Here is a 22,842-nt window from a genome sequence, read left to right as displayed (position 1 = left end):
TCACTACTCCAGGTTAATGCTTAAGCCCAAACCACGAAGTTCGTGCAACAACACGTTTAATGATTCCGGAATACCAGGAGTTGGCATTGCATCACCCTTAACGATTGCCTCGTAAGCTTTAGCCCTTCCAATAACATCATCAGACTTAACAGTAAGGATTTCCTGTAAGATGTGAGATGCACCAAACGCTTCAAGTGCCCATACCTCCATTTCACCAAAACGCTGACCACCAAACTGTGCTTTACCACCCAATGGTTGCTGGGTTATCAATGAGTATGGACCAATTGAACGGGCATGCATCTTATCTTCAACCATATGGCCAAGTTTCAGCATGTAGATCTCACCAACAGTAGCCGGCTGATCGAATGGCTCACCTGTTCCTCCATCGTAAAGTTGAGACTTACCAAAAGCCGGCAAGTTAGCCTTAGCCATCCAGTTATCAATATCCTCAAGCTTAGCACCGTCAAAAATTGGCGTACCGAAAGTACATCCCAATACTCTACCGGCCCAGCCAAGAACAGTTTCATAAATCTGACCAAGGTTCATCCTTGAAGGTACACCAAGTGGGTTCAAAACAATATCAACAGGTGATCCGTCCTCAAGGAACGGCATATCTTCAAAACGAACGATACGTGAAACAATACCTTTGTTACCGTGACGACCTGCCATTTTATCACCAACTGTAAGTTTACGTTTCTTCGCAATGTAAACCTTAGCAAGCTGAACAATACCTGCCGGAAGATCATCACCGACCTGAATGCTGTTCTTACGTCTTTTGGTTCTTGCATCAAGTTCTTTAAATTTCAACTGATAGTTCATGATCAACTCACGGATCATATCATTTTTATGTTTATCAGTTGTCCATTTATCGATGTTGATATCTTCGTAGTTCAGCTCGGCAAGTTGTTTCTGAGTAAACTTAACACCCTTAGGAATAACTTCTGTACCCAGATTATCTTTAACGCCCTGAGATGTTTTACCGTTAACCAGCACGAATAATTTTTCAATCAGTCGTTCTTTATAAGTAGCTGCCTTTTCTTCAAACTCTGTATCAATCTTGGTAATAATCTGCTTATCACCTGCCCTACCTTTACGTGATTTCACTGCGCGGGAGAACAGCTTCTTATCTATAACTACTCCAGACAATGATGGAGAAGCTTTTAGCGATGCATCTTTTACATCACCAGCCTTATCTCCAAAGATGGCACGCAACAGTTTCTCTTCCGGTGACGGATCAGATTCTCCTTTTGGAGTAATCTTACCTATTAATATATCACCCGGTTTAATGTGAGCACCAATCCTGATTAATCCATTTTCATCCAGATCCTTTGTAGCTTCCTCACTAACGTTTGGAATGTCGGATGTCAATTCTTCGAGACCCCGTTTGGTATCTCTTACTTCCAGTGCATATTCATCAATATGTATAGAAGTGAAAAGATCTTCCCTTACCACACGCTCAGAAATTACAATCGCATCCTCAAAGTTGTATCCTTTCCATGGCATAAAGGCAACACGAAGGTTACGTCCCAATGCCAGTTCTCCGTTATCCGTAGAATAACCTTCAGTCAGAATCTGACCTTTCACAACAGATTCACCTTTTTCAACAATAGGACGAAGGTTAATACATGTGTTCTGGTTAGTCTTATTAAATTTGGGAACTTTGTATACTTTCAGGTTATCATCAAAAGAAACAAATGCTTCATCATCGGTACGTTCGTAACGTATAACTATTTCCTCAGCATCAACTCTTTCAACAACCCCATTGTGTTCAGCTACGAGCTGAGTTCTGGTATCTTTTACTATTTTTCCTTCAAGACCTGTACCAACAAGTGGAGCTTCAGGAGAAATCAGTGGAACAGCCTGGCGCATCATGTTAGATCCCATCAACGCACGGTTCGCATCATCATGTTCCAGGAATGGAATCAAAGAAGCTGCAATCGATGCAATCTGGTTTGGTGCAACGTCCATCATATCTACTTCAGAACCTTCAGCAAGCGGGAAGTCACCGTCTAATCTGGCTTTAACTTTCTGATTAACAAAACTGCCATCTTCGTTTAACGGAGCGTTTGCCTGTGCTATGGTTCTTCCTTCTTCCTCTTCTGCACTCAAATATATTGATCCTTCAAGCGACAAGTCTACAACGCCATCTTTTACTTTACGATACGGCGTTTCAATAAATCCAAGATTATTTATTTTGGCGAAAACACAAAGTGAAGATATCAAACCAATGTTCGGACCTTCAGGTGTTTCAATCGGACATAAACGTCCGTAGTGTGTATAATGTACGTCACGTACCTCGAAACCGGCACGCTCACGCGACAGACCACCAGGACCTAATGCAGACATACGACGCTTATGGGTCATTTCAGCCAGGGGGTTGGTCTGATCCATAAACTGTGACAGTGCGTTAGTTCCAAAGAATGAATTGATCACAGATGAAATAGTTTTTGAGTTGATCAGATCAATCGGAGCAAAAACCTCGTTATCACGAACATTCATTCTTTCCCGAATGGTTCTGGCCATACGTGATAAACCTACTCCAAACTGGTTGTAAAGCTGTTCACCTACAGTACGAACACGACGGTTACTTAAGTGGTCAATATCATCCACATCTGTTTTAGAGTTAATTAACTCTATCAGGTGTTTGATAATGGCAATAATATCTTGTTTGGTGAGTACGCGTTCATCCATATCAATCTCCATACCGAGTTTTTTATTGATACGGTAACGACCAACATCACCAAGGTCATATCTTTTATCTGAGAAAAACAATTTATCCAATACATCACGTGCAGCCATATCATCCGCCGGTTCAGCATTACGCAACTGACGGTAAATATGATAGACAGCCTCTTTTTCCGAGTTACACGGGTCCTTTTGTAATGTATTGTAAATGATCGCGAAATCTGAATGGCTCAAATCTTCCTTATGTAAAAGGATCGTTTGAGTTCCTGAATTCAGTATCTCGTCAATATGTTCATTTTCAATAATTGTTTCCCTGTCAATTATTACTTCATTTCGTTCAATGGATACCACTTCACCGGTATCTTCATCCACGAAATCTTCGATCCAGGTTTTCAAAACACGTGCTGCGAGTTTTCTTCCCACGATACGTTTTAAACCTGCTTTTGAAACTTTCACCTCTTCTGCGAGGTCGAAAATTTCAAGAATATCTTTATCGGTTTCATAACCAATTGCCCTCAACAACGAAGTAACCGGAAGTTTCTTCTTACGGTCGATGTATGCATACATCACATTGTTGATATCAGTGGCAAATTCAATCCAGGAACCTTTAAAAGGAATAATTCTGGCTGAATAAAGTTTTGTTCCGTTTGCATGTATACTCTGTCCGAAGAACACACCAGGAGAACGGTGCAACTGAGAAACGATAACACGTTCTGCGCCGTTTATCACGAATGTTCCTTTTTCAGTCATGTAAGGGATAGGCCCCAGGTATACATCCTGAATTACTGTATCAAAATCCTCATGTTCAGGATCAGTACAGTATAATTTTAGCTTTGCTTTCAGAGGTACACTAAACGTCAATCCTCTTTCAATACATTCCTGAATGGAATATCTCGGGGGATCGATGTAATAGTCTATAAACTCTAATACAAAATTATTTCGGGTGTCGGTTATCGGAAAGTTCTCAGCAAAAACGCTGTATAAACCTTCGTTTTTTCTGTTCTCTGGTGTAGATTCTAACTGAAAAAACTCTTTAAACGACTTAATCTGGACCTCCAGAAAATCAGGATAATCCAATTGATTTTTGATTGAGGCAAAAGAAATCCTCTCTTTTTTTTGTACTGAAGACATTTACCAATCAATTAGTTTTATGAATGACTGAATTATGCTCTCATAATTCACTATGCAAATCTGCAAAATACGATCTTCAAAACAGCCCGAAGATCAAGGACTTTTATATACAGAAAAAGGTTTAGAACCTCAGAGAGGCTCTAAACCGTAATCCGGATTAACCGGCGCAGTTCTATTTAACTTCAACTTCAGCACCAGCTTCTTCAAGCTGTTTTTTGAGTGCTTCAGCTTCGTCTTTGCTAACACCTTCTTTAATAGCACCTGGAGCTTCATCTACAACTGCTTTTGCTTCTTTAAGACCAAGACCTGTTAATTCTTTAACAAGTTTAACGATCGCAAGTTTAGAAGCACCTGCAGATTTTAAGATAACATCGAATTCTGTTTTTTCTTCAGCAGCAGCACCAGCTTCTCCACCAGCAGCAGGACCAGCAACGGCAACAGCAGCGGCAGCAGGTTCAATACCATATTCTTCTTTGAGGATGCTTGCTAATTCATTTACTTCTTTAACTGTAAGGTTTACTAACTCTTCAGCAAATTTTTTCAAATCAGCCATTTTTCTATTTATTTAATTATATTTCAAAAATTTGATATAAAAAACTACTCTCTTTCTTCCATTGCTTTTAACAAGCCGTGGATTTTGCCACCTGCAGCACCCTGAAGGCCTGAGATAACATTTTTAGCTGGTGATTGCAACAAGGCAATAAGATCACCAATGAGCTCATCTTTACTCTTAATAGTTGCGAGAAAATCCAACTGATTTTCACCGACATAGCAAGACTCTTCAACATAAGCAGCTTTAAGCACAGGCTTATCTGCTTTTTTTCTGAATTCCTTGATAAGTTTTGCAGGAATATTACCGGTATTGCTAAACATTACCGATGTATTTCCTTTTAAAACAGGATAGAGTTCACTATAATCTGTCTCGCTGTTTTCAAGAGCTTTTTTAAGAAGTGTATTCTTAACTACAATCAGCTTTATGTCTTTATTGAAGCACTCTCTTCTAAGATTGCTTGATTTTACAGAATCGAGATCTGCAATATCAGCTAAATAGAAGTGACTATACTCTTCAAGTTTTGATGACAAATCGCTTATTAATGCACTTTTATCTTCCTTTTTCATTTTCTTGTCCTATTAAAGATTAAAACTCTTTAGGGTCCACTTTGATACCAGGACTCATGGTACTTGAAAGATAAATGCTTTTAATGTAAGTTCCTTTGGCAGCAGATGGTTTCAGCTTATTCAAGGTGTCAATAAATTCCTTAGCGTTGTCCACCAGTTTATCGGGTGTAAAGTTTACTTTACCGATAGATGTGTGTACAATTCCGTATTTATCAACTTTAAAATCAATTTTACCTTGTTTAACTTCACTCACAGCTTTACCAACTTCCATTGTAACAGTACCGCTCTTAGGGTTTGGCATTAAACCACGAGGCCCTAAGATTCGTCCTAACTGACCAACTTTCCCCATTACAGGAGGCATGGTAATAATTACGTCAACATCTGTCCAACCACCTTTGATCTTATCAATATAGTCATCCAAACCTACGTAATCTGCTCCAGCTGCTTTTGCTTCTTCTTCCTTTTCGGGAGTACAAAGAACCAGTACTCTGGTTTCTTTACCTGTTCCGTGAGGAAGTGAAACAATACCTCTAACCATTTGGTTAGCTTTTCTAGGATCTACACCTAAACGAACATCTATATCAACTGATGCATCGAATTTGGTATAGGTTACTTCCTTTACCAATGCTGATGCCTCAGCTAGAGTATAGGCTTTTCCGGCTTCAATCTTTTCTAAAGCAGCTTTTTGATTTTTTGTTAATTTACTCATTTTCAAAATTCTGTTTTATTGATTAACCGGAAACTCTCCGGAAACAGTGATTCCCATACTTCGTGCAGTACCTGCAATCATTCTCATGGCAGACTCTACTGTAAAGCAGTTAAGGTCGCTCATTTTGTCTTCTGCTATGGCCTTTACCTGATCCCAGGTTACCTGAGCCACTTTTTTCCTGTTTGGTTCAGCAGAACCGCTTTTTAACTTAGCGGCTTCCAACAACTGAACTGCTGCAGGAGGTGTTTTGATGACAAAATCGAACGACTTATCGCTATATACAGTGATAACAACCGGTAATACTTTACCAGCTTTATCCTGAGTTCTGGCATTGAATTGCTTGCAAAACTCCATGATATTAACACCCTTAGCACCTAATGCAGGTCCTACTGGTGGTGAGGGATTCGCTGCTCCTCCTCTGATCTGTAACTTTATAAGTCCAGCAATTTCTTTAGCCATGATAAATCGTTACTTTGAAATTGTTAATTTTACAGGAATTCTGACAAATGCGTAACATCCATTGCCTATTCCTTCTCAACATCCATGAAGCCAAGCTCCAGCGGTGTTTTACGACCGAAGATCTTAACCATCACTTTCAACTTTTTCTTCTCTTCATTAACTTCCTCAATGATACCATTGAACCCGTTAAAAGGTCCTGAAGTAACTTTGATGGTTTCGCCAACGAAGAAAGGAACGGCCATTTCTTCATCAGAATCAGCCAATTGATCCACTTTTCCTAAAATCCTGTTAACCTCAGATAATCGCAGAGGTGTCGGCAGTTCTCCACCATCCCCCAGGAAGCCGATTACATTGGTTAAATTTCTTAATGTGTGAGGCACTTCACCAACGAGTGCTGCTTCGATTAAGATGTAACCAGGAAAAAAGTTTCTCTCCTTACTGATTTTCTTACCGTTCCTGATTTGATAGACCTTCTCTGTTGGGATTAATACCTGAGAAACGTATTTCCCTAAATCGGTATTAGCCATTTCGTGTTCAAGAAGTTCTTTTACCTTCTTCTCTTTACCACCAATAGCCCTTAATACATACCACTTTTTTTCTAATTTCTCAGTCATGCCCAATTGATTAGTAAACTAAATTGTAGATAAAGTCCATCAAATTCTTGAAGCCTAAGTCCATAATAAATATTAACAGCGCAATTAAAACGGAAGCAGTTAAAACAACAATTGAACTGTTAACGAGTTCTGACCAGGTTGGCCAGGTCACTTTGTTTACAAGCTCGTCATACGAAGCTTTTATATTATCTACTAATTTCATAATAAATGTTGATTGCACGGGTTGAGAGACTCGAACTCCCGACACCTGGTTTTGGAGACCAGTGCTCTACCAACTGAGCTAAACCCGTGTAAAAGTCCCAGTCATGAAATGGCCGGGACTTATCTTATATTTTGAGAATTAAATAATTACTCAAGAATTTCAGTGATCTGACCCGCACCAACTGTTCTACCACCTTCACGGATAGCGAAACGTAAACCTACGTTACAAGCTACCGGATAGATAAGATCAACAGTAATTGTCAGGTTGTCACCAGGCATTACCATTTCAGTTCCTTCAGGAAGTGTAATCTCACCTGTTACATCCAGTGTACGAATGTAGAACTGAGGACGGTACTTATTATGGAACGGAGTGTGACGTCCACCTTCTTCTTTTTTCAGGATATAAACCTCGGCTTTAACTTTAATATGAGGTTTAATTGTACCTGGTTTTACGATAACCATACCCCTTTTAACTTCGTTTTTATCAATACCACGAAGCAGAAGACCTACGTTATCACCAGCCTGTCCTTCATCAAGAATTTTACGGAACATCTCAACACCAGTACATACGGTTTTCTTACCTTCAGCACCAAGACCGATGATCTGCATTTCTTCACCAGTTTTAATGATTCCTGATTCAATACGACCTGTTGCTACAGTTCCACGACCAGTAATTGAGAAGATATCCTCTACTGGCATCAGGAATGGCTTGTCAATATCACGTGGAGGTAGTGGAATCCACTCATCTACTGCATCCATTAATTCCATGACTTTTTCTTCCCACTCCGGTTCGCCATTTAATGCACCAAGAGCAGACCCCTGAATAATAGGTGTGTTGTCACCATCAAATTCATAAAAGTCAAGTAATTCACGAACTTCCATTTCAACAAGTTCCAAAAGCTCTGCATCGTCAACCATATCTACTTTGTTGAGGAATACAACGATACGAGGTACGTTTACCTGACGAGCAAGCAGGATGTGCTCACGAGTCTGAGGCATAGGACCATCAGTACCGGCAACAACAAGAATTGCACCATCCATCTGAGCAGCACCAGTTACCATGTTCTTAACATAGTCGGCGTGTCCCGGACAGTCAACGTGCGCATAGTGACGTTTTTCAGTTTGATACTCTACGTGTGCAGTGTTAATTGTAATACCCCTTTCTTTTTCTTCAGGTGCATTATCAATAGAATCAAAAGCTTTTACTTCAGAAAGACCTTTTTTGGCAAGTACAGTTGTAATAGCTGCAGTTAAAGTAGTCTTACCATGGTCAACGTGACCGATAGTACCAATATTAACATGAGGTTTCGACCGATCAAAATGTTCTTTAGCCATAACTCAAACGATTATATGTTTTATAAATAATTAAATGTTAAATTCTCATGTTTAGAGCCAACGACGGGAATTGAACCCGTGACCTCTTCCTTACCAAGGAAGCGCTCTACCCCTGAGCTACGTCGGCAAACTCGGTAGATTAGGGTTCCCCCTACACCTCAAGGTAATAATTTGAGGTCTTCTTTACCTGATCATTAAATAAGATAAAGAGCCGGATCTCAGATTCGAACTGAGGACCCCGAGATTACAAATCACGTGCTCTGGCCAACTGAGCTAATCCGGCAAAAAGCAGAGCGGGAGACGGGGCTCAAACCCGCGACCCTCAGCTTGGAAGGCTGATGCTCTATCAACTGAGCTACTCCCGCAAATTTTTTTAGCATTAAAACTGCTCGATCAGATCATTGTCTCAAAGAACCTTGTCTTTATATGCAAAAGCCGGTCATTAATCTTTTTAATTAATCTGACTCAGATTGTTTTCCTTTTGCGCAGAACTTACTTCGTTAAGTAAATTCTTTAAAGTGGGAAGAGCAGGATTCGAACCTACGAAGGCTGAGCCAACAGATTTACAGTCTGCCCCGTTTGACCGCTTCGGTATCTTCCCAAATATTAAAAAATTGTTCAAATTAACATCACTGATTAATCTGCTTCAATCTTGTTCCACCAAAAAAAAGAACTTTAAAAAACCGTTCCGACAGTACCCTGACGAAACGGTGTGCAAATGTAGAGAATAATTTTTTCTTACAAAAATTTTTCATCTTTTTTTTCTGTCTGCAATTCACTTTCTGAGGCACTGCCAAAAGCCTCTGGTATTAACGCTTTAAAAACTAACGTTTTAATTTTTCTTTGTGTTTTGTCAATTGTTTTTTTACCGCATCAATTGTTAAATCCAAAGCCTCTTCAAAAGAATCAGCTGTCTTGTCTGCAAATAACTCACTATTAGGCACATTAACCTTTAATTCTACTTTTTTATTGATTGAACTTTCAGGCTTAACAACACGCAGGATCACATCTACGTTTATTATACCTTCAAAATACTTATCTAATTTACCTACTTTCTTCTGAATAAACTGTTCAAGTTGTTCAGAGTGGTCGAAACGAACTGAATTAATACGGATATCCATAATTTTACCTCCATAATTTAAGCTCTGGGATGAGCTTTGTTGTAAACTTTTTTTAATTCTTCGAAAGTATTATGCGTATATACTTCCGTTGCAGACAGGTTGGCGTGACCCAAAAGTGCTTTTACAGCGTTAATATCAGCACCTTTATTTAATAATATCGTTGCAAATGTATGTCGTAATACATGTGGACTTTTCTTCGATTGCGTAGTGATCATAGCCAGGTGTTTTTTCACTATTCTGTAGATTAGTTTTTCATATACGTCCTCTCCTTTATTTGTAACAAAAAACGATCCATCAAAGTTGAACCCATTTTTACTTTTTTCATCAATATATGTTAAAAGTGTTTCTTCCAACATTCTGTTGAGCGGAATCAGGCGCTGCTTATTTCTTTTCCCTGTAACCTTAATTACTCCTGATGGCAAGTCAACACCCTTATGTGTGAGTGAAACCAACTCGCTTAAGCGAATCCCGGTTCCGTAAAACATCTCTACAACGGCCTTGTCTCTAACAGCAGCAAAGTTGTCTCCAAAATCTACATCACCAAGCAAAAGTTCCATTTCTTTCTCCTTAATAAAAGTTGGAAGTCGTTTGGGAATCCTGGGTCCTTCTACCAATTGGGCCGGATCAGACTTAACGATATCCTGCTTGTGCAGATATTTAAAAAAAGATTTTAACGAGGAAAGTTTTCGGTTAACCGATTTTGGCGAAATACCGTCATCATAAAGTTGGGAAATCCACAGGCGGATATCAGAACTATCAACGTTTTCGGGTTTTGGTTCATCTCCCCCAAGAAACTCAAAAAACTGTTCTATATCCTTTTTATAAGCAAAAACAGTATGAGTAGAATAATTCTTCTCATACTGTATATATTTTAGAAATTGATCAATCAACATATATGGGCAAATCTCCTAAACGAATATACGAAAATTATAGGGACTGCCCAAAATACTTTAATCTTCTTCCTGCTGAAGTTGCTGCTTGTAAATAGCTTTGAGTTTTTGCTGTCTCATCTCTACAGATGGCTTGGTAAAAGCCTGACGCGATCTCAATTCACGAACAACACCTGTCTTTTCGAATTTACGTTTAAATTTTTTTAACGCTCTCTCGATGTTCTCACCCTCTTTTACAGGAACAATAATCATATTATATTCTTTTTAATTTCGTTTATTTAAATTGGCATGCAAAATTATACAATGAAAATTAAAATGCAAAGTTTTTAATCACTTTTCATAAAACTATTTACAAAAGCGTCTTAATTTCACCAATAAATTTCATAGCCAGCTCATTAGCGGCTTTTTCCGTTTCGGCCTCGCTGTAAATCCGGATAATTGGTTCCGTATTTGATTTTCTTAAATGAACCCATTTCTTTTCAAAGTCAATTTTAACACCGTCAATGTCCGTAACTTTTTCTGTTGCAAATTTATCCTTTAGTTTTAACAGCACCTCATCAACATCTACGTTCTGAGGAAGCTCAATTTTATTCTTTGAAATATGATAATATGGAAATGTAGCCTTAAGTTCCGTAAGTGTCTTGTTTTGTTTTGCCAGATAAGTCAGAAACAATGCAACGCCAACCAATGCATCGCGACCATAGTGCAATTCAGGATATATAACACCACCATTACCTTCCCCACCAATAACAGCTCCGGTTTCTTTCATTTTTTCCACAACATTTACTTCGCCAACGGCTGAAGCAGCATACTTCCCTCCATGACGAGCAGTAACATCTCTTAAAGCTCTGGTAGAGCTCAGGTTAGAAACGGTATTGCCTGGTATTGATCCTAAAATATAATCCGCGACAGCAACCAGGGTATATTCTTCACCAAACATAGAGCCATCCTCACACACTAAAGCCAAACGGTCCACATCCGGATCAACCACAAAACCAATATCAGCTTTCTGATCCTTAATTAAGGCAGAAAGGTCAGTAAGATTTTCCGGCAACGGTTCGGGATTATGAGGGAAATGCCCATCCGGTTCTACATTAAGCTCCAGAACTTCTTCAACACCAAGAGCAATTAATAATTTAGGTAAAATAATCCCTCCAACAGAATTGACACAATCAATTGCAACTTTAAACCTGGCCTTGCTAATTGCATCTACATCTACCAGATCCAGTTTCAGTATCTTATCTATATGATGATCATCGTAATTTTCCTTAACCTTTACAGTTCCCAGATTATGTACGTCAGCAAATTGAAAACTATTGCTATCAGCTATCTTCAGTATTTTTTCACCTTCGCTTGCAGAGAGGAATTCACCTTTGTCATTTAACAGTTTCAGTGCATTCCATTGAAACGGGTTATGACTTGCTGTTACAATAATACCTCCCTGTGCTGCTTCATTAATAACTGCCATTTCGGTAGTCGGCGTTGAAGCCAGACCAATATTAACAACATTTACTCCCATTCCAATAAGGGTACCTTCAATAAGTTGTACCACCATCGGACCTGAAACCCTGGCATCTCTACCAATCACAACTTTTTTATTTTTAACTGATGTATTTTGCTCCAGCCATTTTGCATATGCTGCTGAAAACTTCACAACATCCAATGGAGTTAATCCTTCTCCCGGCGCACCTCCAATAGTACCCCGAATGCCTGATATTGATTTTATAAGGGTCATAGTCAAATTTTAAAGGCACAAATTTACGACTTAATACTCCACCGGCAAAACGTTGTTACATCAGAAAATCAGATCTACCAGGTATCCTGTATATTTTCGGATATTTATTGCCTTACCATCTTTAAAAACAAGATACTGACCTTTAATGCCGGCAAGCGTTCCTTTAACAGTATTTTCCTTTTCAAGGTTTATATTCCTCAAACCATTAGGAACAACCTGGTAAGGATACGTAATGGTTTGTATTTGTGGATCCTTAATAATATACTGGTTAAATTCTTCCGGTAATTGTTCTAAAAACAATGTGTAACTTTCAGAAAAATCAATATCGGAATATATAATACTCAACATTTCATTCCATTTCGTCCTGTCGGAAAAAAACTGTTTCATGTAATCCTCCACAACACCTGCAATATGCCTGTTGGGAACCTCGAGGACAGCCATTGCAGCCAATGCCCCCTGATCAATCCATCGTGTCGGCACCTGAGTTTTTCGGGTCACCCCAACTTTAAAATTACTGGTAAATGACAAATAAACATAATGTGGTTGCAAATGATGGTCTGCAGCCCATTGCAGATCTCTCGCCTCACCCCATTGAATTTTACACAGCTCCGGTCTTAAAATACATTCCTCTGTTTCGGGACACGAAACAAAGCAGTTATAGCAGTAACCCTGCCCAAACGATTTATTGGTTTGCTTACCACACCAACTGCAAACTATTTTATTCTTATACACTATTTCTACTTCTGATCCAATAAGATCATTCAAACGCACAAGTGTTGCAGCGGCCCCAATGGAATAGCTTACAGGATTGCCCATCTGAGCATCCAGTTTCTTTAAAATGTATTCGGCCATGAGATTTTGATTTGCATAAGTAAACAACCACCACTAAAAGTGGTGGCTTTGTTTTAAAATTAACTCTAAAAGAGTTTATAGTCCGTGCCATCTTGCTCTTTCTGCCTCTCTTCTTTTTCCTGATATCTTACATAACGTTTGATCAAATCCCCATCTATGCCTACCGTACTCACAAAATAGCCTCTTGCCCAAAAATGATTTCCCCAATATGGCTTCTCTTTTAATGAGCATTTCTTTGCAAATATTTGAACTGCTGTTTTCCCCTTTAGTATCCCCATAAATTTGGATACTGACTTTTTGGGTGGTATCGAACAAACTATATGCACATGATCTGGCATTATGCTCATCTCATCTATTTCAACATCATACCATTCACATACTTGAGAGATCCTTGATTCAATTATCTCCTTTACTTTTCCTTCCAAAATGCGAAACCTGTACTTGGGTGTCCATACTATATGATAGCTACAACTATATATGCAATGTGTTAATTTCCTGTATTTTGGCATAAGCCAAAATTACTAAAAATGGTAAAACCATCGGGGCGCACTTCCGTCAAAGACGGAAGTTTTTTTAATTTACAATAAAAAAAGCCGTCCAAACGGACGGCTCTTCCTCTAAAAAAATTTATTAAAATCGTTTCTCCTTGATTCTTGCTTTTTTACCAGTAAGACCGCGCAAATAAAATAATTTAGCCCGACGTACCTTACCAACTTTATTCACAGTAATATTTTCAATAAATGGTGAATCGAATGGAAAAATCCTCTCCACTCCAATGTTATCAGACATTTTTCTTACAGTAAAGGATTTTTTTGATCCTTCCCCTTTAATTTTAATAACCACACCACGAAACTGCTGTACACGTTCTTTGTTACCCTCAATAATTTTGTAATCTACAGAAACGGTATCCCCTGCCTTAAATTTAGGGAACTCTTTTACTTCTGCGCTAAATTCCTGTTCTACTGCTTTAATCAAATCCATGATTATTTATTTAACTGTTAATCAACGCGTAACATAACAGACCACTCTTATTCTGCCAGCGATTACACGAAATTCGGGTTGCAAAGATAGCAATAATTTTATTGTAACAAATCCTAACGGGAAATATTTAGCGACGCAACAGACGTTTACGTCCCGGGTTATATTTAAACCGCTTATACTTATACTTGTATGATTTCCGGTTGTATTTTGGTAATGACCTGAAACCATTAGACTTAAACGTATACTGAACACCAACCTGAACCGTATAATAAAAATCAGAATATTTTGTTGGAGTTCCATCGGAATAAGTCTGGTAACCATCCAGCAAATCAGCACCTTCCATACTTGAGGATAATGGCAGATTTCCTGTTAATTCAAAATTGACACTCCAATTGTTATCTACTCTGAACCTGGCCCCTCCGCCCAACTTTGTCATAAATATGGTTTGTGTCTCCGGAACACCATTCAAATACGGATAATGTGTTCTATCGGTATTATCTCCACCTACAACATAAGCAGGATGGGCAGATCCCAGCATGGCCTGATGATCGTAAGAAAGAATCATCAGGCTGGTGATCGTATAGAAGTTAACAATCCTATAATTATAATAGCCTCCAATAATATTATTTATATTCACATGAGCACCCAGGCTCATTTCATACTTCAGATTAGTATTAAATTCAAGTAATGGATTGCCATCTTCGTTTAAACGCGTACCCTGCAGAGTACCACGATTAAACTGCAGACGAACGCTGGCAGCCTCAACAATATCTTTTACAAAAAGAACACCATATGATATTCCCATATAGTTATTTTGCTTATTAACTTTACTGGCTTCACTCTGAAAAAGTTCCATTCCAAGATCGCCGGCAAAAATTGTTGGACCGAACATTACGGATACAGATAAACCCTTAGAGATATCATATCCCTTATTGTACCCATAATATTGTGAATAAGCTGTAGTGGAAATAAAACAACTGATTAGCAAAATTAACAGATATATATGGTAGCTTTTTCTAAGGCCCATCTACATTAACATTCAATTAACGACAAAGATATATAAATAAATCTTGCATAACTCATTATTCAGAAACAAAAAAAAACAAATTATATTGTATATCAAAATAATTAAGTGCTTTATACGTCCTGAACAAAAGTTATTTTTTTTCATCATGAGCATGAACAAAGCAACCATATAAAGTCCTTTCATAAAGCCTAACACAGAAGAAAACTAACGGTTTTCCGTGATATAAAGAATTATGGTTTTATGTGATTTTTATTTCCAAAACTCACCATACATTTGTAGTGCAAGTAACGTTCATCCTTAAAACTTGTTAGGTTTCCAAAAATCCTTAACTTGAAGCCCATTAGCCTAAAATAAAAAAACTCGCTGTTAGCGAGTTTTTTTTATGCATGATATAAATCCTAATGTGCCAATTTATCTTTCACAATAGAAGAAATGGTTTTACCATCGGCTTTACCGGCAAAACGTTTGGTTGCTTCCCCCATCACTTTACCCATGCCGGCCATAGAATCCACTCCCAGCTCAGTTATAAGTTTTGATATCTCAGTTTCAAGTTCATCAGGGGATAATTGTTTCGGCAAAAACTCCGAAATTACAGCCGCCTGATTCCGCTCATCTTCAGCCAGATCAGATCTGTTCTGTTCATCATAAATTGCTGCAGAATCCTGCCGTTGTTTCAACATCTTCTGCAAGATTTTCATTTCCACATCTTCGGTCAGTTCTGCGGATGCACCTTTAGCCGTTTTAGCCTCAATTATTTCCTTCTTAATTCCTCGCAGGGTATCAAGTTTAACTTTATCCTTGGCCTTCATAGCCTGTTTAAGTTCCTCATTTACTTTTTGCTCTAAGCTCATAGCCTGTATTTTAATCTACATTAGTAAAAAACGAATTATCCTCATTCAACGAAATGCCTTCACCATTTTCATTAATGCTGAAACGGGAAACCTCTTCCGGTTCGTTGCCTGAAATATTTACATTACTTCTTTGATATGCAGGAATATTTTCCATCATATCAATCAGTTTATCATTTTCCAGATCATCAGCCGAAAGTGAAGTTTTTAATCCTATGGGATGTTTTTTTGCCGCAGGAGCTGAAACTTCAAATCCAGCATTGTTTTTTTTGTTTCCATAAAACAGTTCATACCGGGCTTTATCATCCATCTCCTTCTTGGTAAAATCCACTTCCTTTATCGGAAGTTCTTCCGGTTCCTCTTTACCAAACTCCAACCTAGGAACATCATCTTCAGGTTCCGGATCAGGAGCGGTTTCATCATCTTCAAGATTAAACTTTCTCACCCGGCTTTTCTGTTTTTCTACAAGTTCCGGAATACTTTTTTCTGTAAAGCCAGTTGCAATAATCGAAACACTAATGGCATCCCCAAGAGACGCATCACTCCCTGTACCCCAGATTATGGAAGCCTCAAGTCCAACTTTTTCCTGAATATAATCTGTTATCTGGCCTACCTCATCCATGGTGATTTCAACATTACCAGAAGTAATATTAAGCAGAATATCTTTTGATCCGGTAATATCATTATTATTTAGCAAAGGAGATATTAATGCGTGCTCAATAGCTTTGTAGGCCCGACTATCGCCTGATGCAGATCCCATACCCATGATAGCAATGCCACTGTTCTTCATCACGGTCTGCACGTCGGCAAAGTCCACATTTACATATCCCGGCAGAGTTATTATTTCAGCAATACCTTTGGTAGCCGTTAACAACACGTCATCAGCTTTTGAAAAAGCATTGGATAGTTTCAGGTCACCATAAATCTCCCTGAGTTTCTGATTGCTGATCACCAAAAGCGCATCCACATGACGCTGTATTTCTTCTACTCCATCCAGAGCCTGAGTAACACGTTTGGCTCCCTCAAAAAGAAACGGTATAGTAACAATGGCTACGGTTAAAAGTCCGAGGTCTTTTGCAATTTCTGCAATAACAGGAGCAGCTCCGGTTCCGGTTCCGCCCCCCATACCTGCCGTAATAAATACCATTTTTGTTGCCCCGCCCAAAGCTTCCTCAATCTCCCTAACACTTTCACGGGCAGCTTCGCGACCAATATCTGGTTTACTTCCCGCACCAAGACCAGAAGTTAAAGTTTCACCTAACTGTATTTTCTGTGGTACGGGAGAATTATCCAGTGCCTGCGCATCGGTGTTACAAACCATAAATTCGACATCGCGAATGCCCTGATGGAACATGTAATTTACCGCATTACTCCCACCTCCTCCAACACCAACAACCTTAATAATTGATGGTCTTTGTTTTGGCAATCCTATTTCCAGTATTTCATCCATATTATTATTGTTTTGGTGTTTTACATCGATTTATCTTCATCATCAAAAAAGTTGTCTACGGTCTTCAGTAAGTTCCCAAAGAGGTTACCGGTTCGTTCCACTTTTTGTTTCTTCTGTTTAACTTTTTTATGCTCCAGTGTTTTAAATTCTTCTTTCTTAACGCAATCTTCATCAGCTTCAGCTAAAATCCCCATTATTCCGGCACATGTGTTTTCATTCAGATTTGCATGAACATTCGAGGGGACCCCAATTCTTACATCCAGTCCGGTTTTCAGTTTAACCAGCTGCTGTATATCTTTCAACTGTGCACTGCCACCAGACAGTACAATTCCGGCTCCCAGCTTTTCGTAAACACTACTTTTTTCTATCTGGTTGAGTACATTAGCCAAAATTTCCTCTACCCTTGACTGTATTATGTATGCCATGGTTTTAAATGAAAGCTCTTTCGCTTCCCATCCCGGAGTTGCAGGAATCGTAATTCTGTCATCTTCCGACTGTAGTTCAGCAACAGCAGATCCGTGTTTTATCTTGGCCTTTTCAGCCTTGTCCAATATCACATTGCATCCTGTTGCCAGATCCTTACTCACTACATTACCACCAAACGGCAGCACCGCGATACGGCTCAGCTTATTTCCTTTGTAAACAACAACACTTGTTTTTCCTGCACCAAAATCAACAGATACAGCGCCAAGTTCTTTTTCATCCTTGCTTAAAAGCGTTTCAGCAGTTGCAAGCGGCGTTAAAACTATTCCGGCCAGTTCATAGCCTGCCTTTTCAATGCATTTGCGAATTGTTTCTTTGTCATTACGCTTGATGCCCATCACCACATAGTCACCTTCAATTTTTGATCCGTGCACGCCGACCGGATCTACAATTTCAAATTCATCATCAACAATATAGCCCTGATTCTTTATATCAATAATTTCAGCATCGAAATCCAGAACAATGGATTCATTTTCTCTTCGGAGATCGGCAATCATGTCAGCGGAAAACTCTCCTTTCTGATTCATTCTTTTATAGGAGCTGTTCTGACGGGCATAAATCATGCTTCCACCTGAGCCAACAAAGAACTTTTCAATCTTTTTACCTGTGCTTTTCTCCAGATCAAGACCAATTTCCCGAACCGCCCGGGCCACTGTATCAAGATTAATAATTAATCCTCGAGTTATGCCATCTGATTTGACCTTTTTAACAGCCAAAACTGAAACGTTTCCGTTGGCATCCTTTTTCCCTAACACACCTCTTATTTCACTTGTTCCCAAGTCTAATGCTGCAATGAATTTTTCCATGGGCCTTATTTTTTCGTACATACAACCTGATTCTCAAATTTAACGCTTATTTTCTTATACCGGTTCCAGCCTTCGGTATTAAACTTTGTTTTATACAATGCTTCGAGCCGGGCAAACTTTTCTTCAATATTATCGAGTGATCCGAACTCAATTTCATGGTTCCCAACACGCGGAATGATAGTCACATCCCTGTCATCCACTACATTAATCTGTGATATTTGGGCCCGCCAGAATTCACTTTCGTCCAGAAATTTTCCTAAAGCAAACAACCCATGTTTTATATTGTCGTCGTTTACATTTCCTGTTGCGACCGGAACAAATGCCGTATAGTGCTTTGAAAACGGCATAATATCACCATTACTGTCGATGTAATAATTACTTTTATTTGTTAATACCCTGATCAGTGGTCTGCGTTGATGCACATCAATTCTGAATGTTCCACCAATCGTCTTGTAACATTCACTCTTTAAGATTGACGGATGTTTATCGATATAATCCTCCACCTCCTGTGCATTTATATCATTCATCCGGCGTCCTTCCAGTTTTATGCCTTCATTATTAAGCATCATCAATACATCATCCGGATCAATAAATGTATTGGTAAGACTGTCGAGTACTGTCACCTCTATTTTAGTGCAAATTAATTTATGACTGTTCTCTGAAACAAATCCCATTGACACCACTATATATAATAATGGTATAACAACCAGTAATATGTTTCTTACCTTACGCATCCAATCTCTTCATTACATTTTTAATTTCACTAACCATTTCTCCGATATCTCCGGCTCCCATTGACACCAATAATTCCGGTTTGCTCTCTTCAATTTCCTTCACAAGGTTTTCTTTTGATACCAAAATCTTCCGGTCCGCCTTTACCTGGCTAAAAATCAGCTCAGATGTTACACCCGGAACAGGTTCTTCCCGGGCCGGATAAATATCCAGCAGAATTAATTCATCCAGCAAACTCAGACTTTGGGCAAACTCTGCTGCAAAATCCTTTGTGCGTGAATATAAATGCGGCTGAAAAATGCCCGTCAGCCTTGTTGACGGATAAAGCTCCCTGATGGATTCCAGCGTTGCTTTAATCTCGTTCGGATGATGCGCATAATCATCTATATATGATCTCCGAGCTGATTTATAGTGATATTCAAACCTTCTCTTATTACCTCTAAAAGTACGTATACCGTTTTTCAGTTCCACATCAGAGCAACCCAAAAGACAAGCCACAGAAAGTGAAACCACAGCATTTTCAAGATTCACCTTACCCGGGACACCTAAGGTCAGTTCTGTAATGGTTCTGTCCGGTGCTATCAGATCAAAAACATACTGTCCTTTCTCAATTCTTATTTTTTCTGCATAAAAATCTGCAGGACCGGAAATACTATACGAAAACTGTCTGACTCCCGGTCGCAGGTCAGGATTCAATGGCAATCCTTTCTTCATCAAAAGGATTCCGCCTTTTTTAACTAACGATGCAAACTTGCAGAACCCTTCCTTCACATTTTCGTAAGTGCCATAAATCTCCAGATGATCCGGATCAACCGATGTAATAACGGCAACCTCCGGACGTAACTGATGAAAGGAGCGGTCGTATTCATCAGCTTCGATAACCACATAATCGCTTTTTTCCGACACCAGAAGATTGGTGCTGTAATTGAGCGATATTCCACCTAAAAATGCATTACAGTCTACAGATGAATTTTTAAGCAGATGGCTGATCATGGTTGAAACCGTTGTTTTTCCATGTGTTCCCGCCACACAAATCCCTTTTTGTTCTCTGGTGAGCAAACCCAAAACCTGTGCCCGTTTTAGTATGGAATAATTACCTTCCCTAAACCATTCCATAACAGGAGTTGAAAGCGGAACAGCCGGTGTGTAAACCACCAGCGTATGTTCAGGCTTCCTGAAATCCCGGGTTATACATTCCGGGTCGGGACAATGAATAACGGGGATTCCTTCTGCAACCAAAGCATCGGTCAGTTCTGTCCGGGTCCGGTCGTAACCTGCCACATTTTTACCTAAAAACTTAAAATAACGTGCCAGGGCGCTCATTCCAATGCCACCAGCGCCAACAAAAAACACATTATTAATATTTTTCAGGTCCATTATTTTATCAGTTTCAAAACCTCATCTGCAATGCGATTGGCAGAGTCAGGTAATGCAAGTTTTAATATCTGTGTTTGTAATTCTTTTAATTTATTTTCATCAGCACTTAACTCAAGTGCTTTACCAATAAGTTGGTCTTCCGCATTAATGTCCTTTACCATTATCGCAGCATCCTTTGCAACCAATGCCATGGCATTTTTAGTTTGGTGATCTTCAGCCACGTTTGGAGAAGGTACAAGAATAACCGACTTTCCCAACAAGCACAGTTCCGAAATTGTACCAGCACCGGCACGCGAAATTACAACATCAGCTGCTGCGTAAGCCATCCCCATATCCTTAATAAAATCCGTCACAAAAATATTTTTGTGCTCCCCCTGCAATGAAGCTTTTGCCTCGTCAATATAAATTTTCCCGGTTTGCCAGATAAACTGCACATCTTTTTTGCCTATTAAATCAAGGTTTTTCATTACACTTCGATTGATAGTCCGTGCGCCAAGGCTTCCACCCAAAATCAATACCGTTTTTTTCTCCGGGTCAAAGCCAAACGATTTAACAGCCTCTTTCCTGTCGAATTTTTTCAACAGGTTCTGACGTACCGGATTTCCTGTTAGAATAATTTTTTCTTCTGGAAAATAAGTTTCCATTCCTTCGTAAGCCACACAAATAGTTTTTACCTGTTTAGCCAACAACTTATTTGTTACACCAGCATAAGAATTCTGCTCCTGCAACAATGCAGGAATTCCTTTTTTAACGGCTTGCTTCACCAACGGACCACTGGCATATCCACCAACTCCCACTACGGCATCCGGGTTAAAATCAGAGACAATTTTTCTGGCTTTACGCAGGCTTTTATATAACCGGATCAAAACCGTAATATTTTTAAAGGTTAACTTACGGATGAATCCGCTTACCGGCAAACCAATAATAGGGTATCCTTCTGCAGGAACACGTTCCATTTCCATGCGGCCTTCGGCTCCTACAAACAAAATATCAATGTCCTTAACTTTCTGTTTTAGTGCATTTGCAATGGAAACTGCAGGGAAGATATGTCCCCCTGTTCCTCCACCTGATATGATAATTTTCTTACTCATTATCTTCGATTTCGCTAATTTCCTTTTTCCCCTGCTCTACCTCCTCTGCTTCTTCAATGACAGCATAACGACTTACACTCAACACCATCCCCAATGCAATGGAAGTAAAAAGAATGGATGTTCCGCCCATACTTACCATTGGTAGTGTTTGACCAGTAACCGGGATAAGGTTCACACTTACGGCCATATGAGCCAGCGCCTGCAAGGTAAATGCAAGCATAAGACCTATTACCAGAAATGCAGGAAAAGTAGTTCGACACTTTCGTACAATAACACCGGCACGGTATAACATGATGAGGTAAAATAATAACACGATAATGCCGAAAAACAAACCACCTTCTTCCACTATCATGGCGTAAATAAAATCGGAATACGGATGCGGCAAGAAATCACGCTGTATGCTATTGCCCGGCCCTTTACCAAATAAACCTCCGGTTGAGATCGCAATTTTAGCCTGGTTTGCCTGAAAGGCCTTGTCCATGTCAGCATTGTCATTTTCTCCAAATGTCTCCACCCTTGAAATCCATGTCTCTACCCTGTGAAACGCTTTAACATCAGGGAACTGCATGGCTAGCAGAACAATTAATGCGATTATAACAGCACCCGCGCCAACTGTGTATAGCAGGTAACTTACAGGAACCCGTCCGATTAACATCATAGACATGCCGATACCGGCTATCAGTATAGCAGTTGAGAAGTCTTCTGTAAATATAAGTCCACAAACAATCCCGATGGCAATCATGATGGGTTTGAATGCATCGCGTGTTGGCTCGTCATCCTTTTGTTTCATGGAGAGTATTCGTGCAATATACATGATGAGTGCTATCTTGGCCATTTCGGAAGGTTGAAAACTAAGTCCAATAATAGGAACCGTAATCCAACGCGATGCCTCGTTAAGGCTGTTTCCGGAAAAAATAGTTAGAACAAGCAAAACGATTGAGAGAGGCAATAATAACAACGATAACCTGGAAAAATACTTATAATGAATATTGTGAACCATAATAATAACGCCAAACCCAATCAGCAAAAAGACCACGTGCCTGAGTATATAATAGGTCGTATTTCCATCTTTATACCTGTATGCCAATGTTCCGGACGAACTGTATACTGCAATAGCTGAAATAATTGCCAAAAGCAATATCAGCATCCAGATAATGGAATCACCTTTAAAATATTTACTCAGAAACTGTCGCATC

The 22,842-nt window shown here is 39.3% G+C and carries 23 protein-coding genes and 5 tRNA genes; all 28 read right to left on the bottom strand.

Going from position 1 to position 22,842, the window contains the following annotated elements; genetic code table 11:
- Positions 1-3 precede the first annotated feature (3 nt).
- Positions 4-3,816, bottom strand: coding sequence for a DNA-directed RNA polymerase subunit beta (rpoB, locus tag ACE01N_RS13960; RefSeq protein WP_375727000.1), 3,813 nt, complete (start codon positions 3,814-3,816; stop codon positions 4-6).
- 172 nt (positions 3,817-3,988) lie between these two features.
- Entirely contained in the window at positions 3,989-4,369 is a 381-nt protein-coding gene (gene rplL / locus ACE01N_RS13955) for a 50S ribosomal protein L7/L12 (protein ID WP_375726999.1), read from the bottom strand.
- Between the two features lie 44 nt (positions 4,370-4,413).
- Entirely contained in the window at positions 4,414-4,935 is a 522-nt protein-coding gene (rplJ, locus tag ACE01N_RS13950; protein ID WP_375726998.1) for a 50S ribosomal protein L10, read from the bottom strand.
- A 19-nt stretch (positions 4,936-4,954) separates the two neighbouring features.
- On the bottom strand, positions 4,955-5,644 hold the full coding sequence (gene rplA, locus ACE01N_RS13945; RefSeq protein WP_375726997.1) for a 50S ribosomal protein L1: 690 nt from the start codon (positions 5,642-5,644) through the stop codon (positions 4,955-4,957).
- Between the two features lie 15 nt (positions 5,645-5,659).
- The gene (gene rplK / locus ACE01N_RS13940) at positions 5,660-6,103 is read right to left on the bottom strand and encodes a 50S ribosomal protein L11 (RefSeq protein WP_375726996.1); all 444 of its coding nucleotides are present in this window, start codon (positions 6,101-6,103) and stop codon (positions 5,660-5,662) included.
- Positions 6,104-6,168: 65 nt separating this feature from the next.
- Positions 6,169-6,717, bottom strand: coding sequence for a transcription termination/antitermination protein NusG (gene nusG / locus ACE01N_RS13935; RefSeq protein WP_375726995.1), 549 nt, complete (start codon positions 6,715-6,717; stop codon positions 6,169-6,171).
- A gap of 10 nt (positions 6,718-6,727) precedes the next feature.
- Positions 6,728-6,919 (bottom strand): preprotein translocase subunit SecE, encoded by a 192-nt coding sequence (gene secE, locus ACE01N_RS13930; protein WP_375726994.1) that lies wholly within the window; start codon positions 6,917-6,919, stop codon positions 6,728-6,730.
- A 15-nt stretch (positions 6,920-6,934) separates the two neighbouring features.
- A tRNA-Trp gene (locus tag ACE01N_RS13925) sits at positions 6,935-7,007 on the bottom strand.
- A 58-nt stretch (positions 7,008-7,065) separates the two neighbouring features.
- Positions 7,066-8,253, bottom strand: coding sequence for an elongation factor Tu (gene tuf, locus ACE01N_RS13920; RefSeq protein ID WP_375726993.1), 1,188 nt, complete (start codon positions 8,251-8,253; stop codon positions 7,066-7,068).
- A 55-nt stretch (positions 8,254-8,308) separates the two neighbouring features.
- Positions 8,309-8,380: transfer RNA gene (locus ACE01N_RS13915), tRNA-Thr, on the bottom strand.
- An 82-nt stretch (positions 8,381-8,462) separates the two neighbouring features.
- Positions 8,463-8,536 (bottom strand) — tRNA-Thr (locus ACE01N_RS13910).
- A gap of 9 nt (positions 8,537-8,545) precedes the next feature.
- Positions 8,546-8,618, bottom strand: a tRNA-Gly gene (locus tag ACE01N_RS13905).
- A 154-nt stretch (positions 8,619-8,772) separates the two neighbouring features.
- A tRNA-Tyr gene (locus ACE01N_RS13900) sits at positions 8,773-8,854 on the bottom strand.
- Between the two features lie 223 nt (positions 8,855-9,077).
- Positions 9,078-9,374, bottom strand: a complete 297-nt coding sequence (gene hpf / locus ACE01N_RS13895) for a ribosome hibernation-promoting factor, HPF/YfiA family (protein ID WP_375726992.1) — start codon at positions 9,372-9,374, stop codon at positions 9,078-9,080.
- Between the two features lie 17 nt (positions 9,375-9,391).
- Positions 9,392-10,267, bottom strand: a complete 876-nt coding sequence (locus ACE01N_RS13890) for a tyrosine-type recombinase/integrase (RefSeq protein ID WP_380590087.1) — start codon at positions 10,265-10,267, stop codon at positions 9,392-9,394.
- A gap of 57 nt (positions 10,268-10,324) precedes the next feature.
- The gene (rpsU, locus tag ACE01N_RS13885) at positions 10,325-10,516 is read right to left on the bottom strand and encodes a 30S ribosomal protein S21 (RefSeq protein ID WP_375726990.1); all 192 of its coding nucleotides are present in this window, start codon (positions 10,514-10,516) and stop codon (positions 10,325-10,327) included.
- Positions 10,517-10,613: 97 nt separating this feature from the next.
- Entirely contained in the window at positions 10,614-11,999 is a 1,386-nt protein-coding gene (gene glmM / locus ACE01N_RS13880; protein WP_380590083.1) for a phosphoglucosamine mutase, read from the bottom strand.
- Between the two features lie 60 nt (positions 12,000-12,059).
- Positions 12,060-12,851, bottom strand: coding sequence for a DUF2797 domain-containing protein (locus ACE01N_RS13875; protein ID WP_380590080.1), 792 nt, complete (start codon positions 12,849-12,851; stop codon positions 12,060-12,062).
- A 65-nt stretch (positions 12,852-12,916) separates the two neighbouring features.
- On the bottom strand, positions 12,917-13,360 hold the full coding sequence (gene tnpA, locus ACE01N_RS13870; protein WP_380590077.1) for an IS200/IS605 family transposase: 444 nt from the start codon (positions 13,358-13,360) through the stop codon (positions 12,917-12,919).
- Between the two features lie 121 nt (positions 13,361-13,481).
- Complete coding sequence (gene rplS, locus ACE01N_RS13865) at positions 13,482-13,832, bottom strand: 50S ribosomal protein L19 (RefSeq protein ID WP_375726987.1); 351 nt, start codon at positions 13,830-13,832, stop codon at positions 13,482-13,484.
- A 127-nt stretch (positions 13,833-13,959) separates the two neighbouring features.
- Complete coding sequence (locus ACE01N_RS13860) at positions 13,960-14,859, bottom strand: hypothetical protein (RefSeq protein WP_380590074.1); 900 nt, start codon at positions 14,857-14,859, stop codon at positions 13,960-13,962.
- A 398-nt stretch (positions 14,860-15,257) separates the two neighbouring features.
- The gene (locus ACE01N_RS13855) at positions 15,258-15,710 is read right to left on the bottom strand and encodes a GatB/YqeY domain-containing protein (RefSeq protein WP_380590071.1); all 453 of its coding nucleotides are present in this window, start codon (positions 15,708-15,710) and stop codon (positions 15,258-15,260) included.
- Between the two features lie 10 nt (positions 15,711-15,720).
- Complete coding sequence (gene ftsZ, locus ACE01N_RS13850) at positions 15,721-17,157, bottom strand: cell division protein FtsZ (protein WP_380590068.1); 1,437 nt, start codon at positions 17,155-17,157, stop codon at positions 15,721-15,723.
- A 20-nt stretch (positions 17,158-17,177) separates the two neighbouring features.
- Complete coding sequence (gene ftsA, locus ACE01N_RS13845) at positions 17,178-18,446, bottom strand: cell division protein FtsA (protein WP_380590065.1); 1,269 nt, start codon at positions 18,444-18,446, stop codon at positions 17,178-17,180.
- A 5-nt stretch (positions 18,447-18,451) separates the two neighbouring features.
- Positions 18,452-19,180: a cell division protein FtsQ/DivIB gene (locus ACE01N_RS13840; protein ID WP_380590062.1), complete on the bottom strand. Its 729-nt coding sequence runs from the start codon at positions 19,178-19,180 to the stop codon at positions 18,452-18,454.
- Positions 19,173-20,555 (bottom strand): UDP-N-acetylmuramate--L-alanine ligase, encoded by a 1,383-nt coding sequence (gene murC, locus ACE01N_RS13835; RefSeq protein ID WP_380590060.1) that lies wholly within the window; start codon positions 20,553-20,555, stop codon positions 19,173-19,175. The genes ACE01N_RS13840 and murC overlap by 8 nt, the downstream gene beginning before the upstream one ends.
- Entirely contained in the window at positions 20,555-21,646 is a 1,092-nt protein-coding gene (murG, locus tag ACE01N_RS13830; protein WP_380590058.1) for an undecaprenyldiphospho-muramoylpentapeptide beta-N-acetylglucosaminyltransferase, read from the bottom strand. Before murG ends, murC begins: the two co-directional genes overlap by 1 nt.
- On the bottom strand, positions 21,639-22,841 hold the full coding sequence (locus tag ACE01N_RS13825; protein ID WP_375726979.1) for an FtsW/RodA/SpoVE family cell cycle protein: 1,203 nt from the start codon (positions 22,839-22,841) through the stop codon (positions 21,639-21,641). The genes murG and ACE01N_RS13825 overlap by 8 nt, the downstream gene beginning before the upstream one ends.
- Between the last annotated feature and the right edge of the window lies 1 nt (position 22,842).

This window comes from Quyinboa ferrireducens (genome assembly GCF_042436675.1).
Classification (GTDB): domain Bacteria; phylum Bacteroidota; class Bacteroidia; order Bacteroidales; family UBA5342; genus JBHJHP01.
This window is presented reverse-complemented; position numbering and strand designations above follow the sequence as displayed.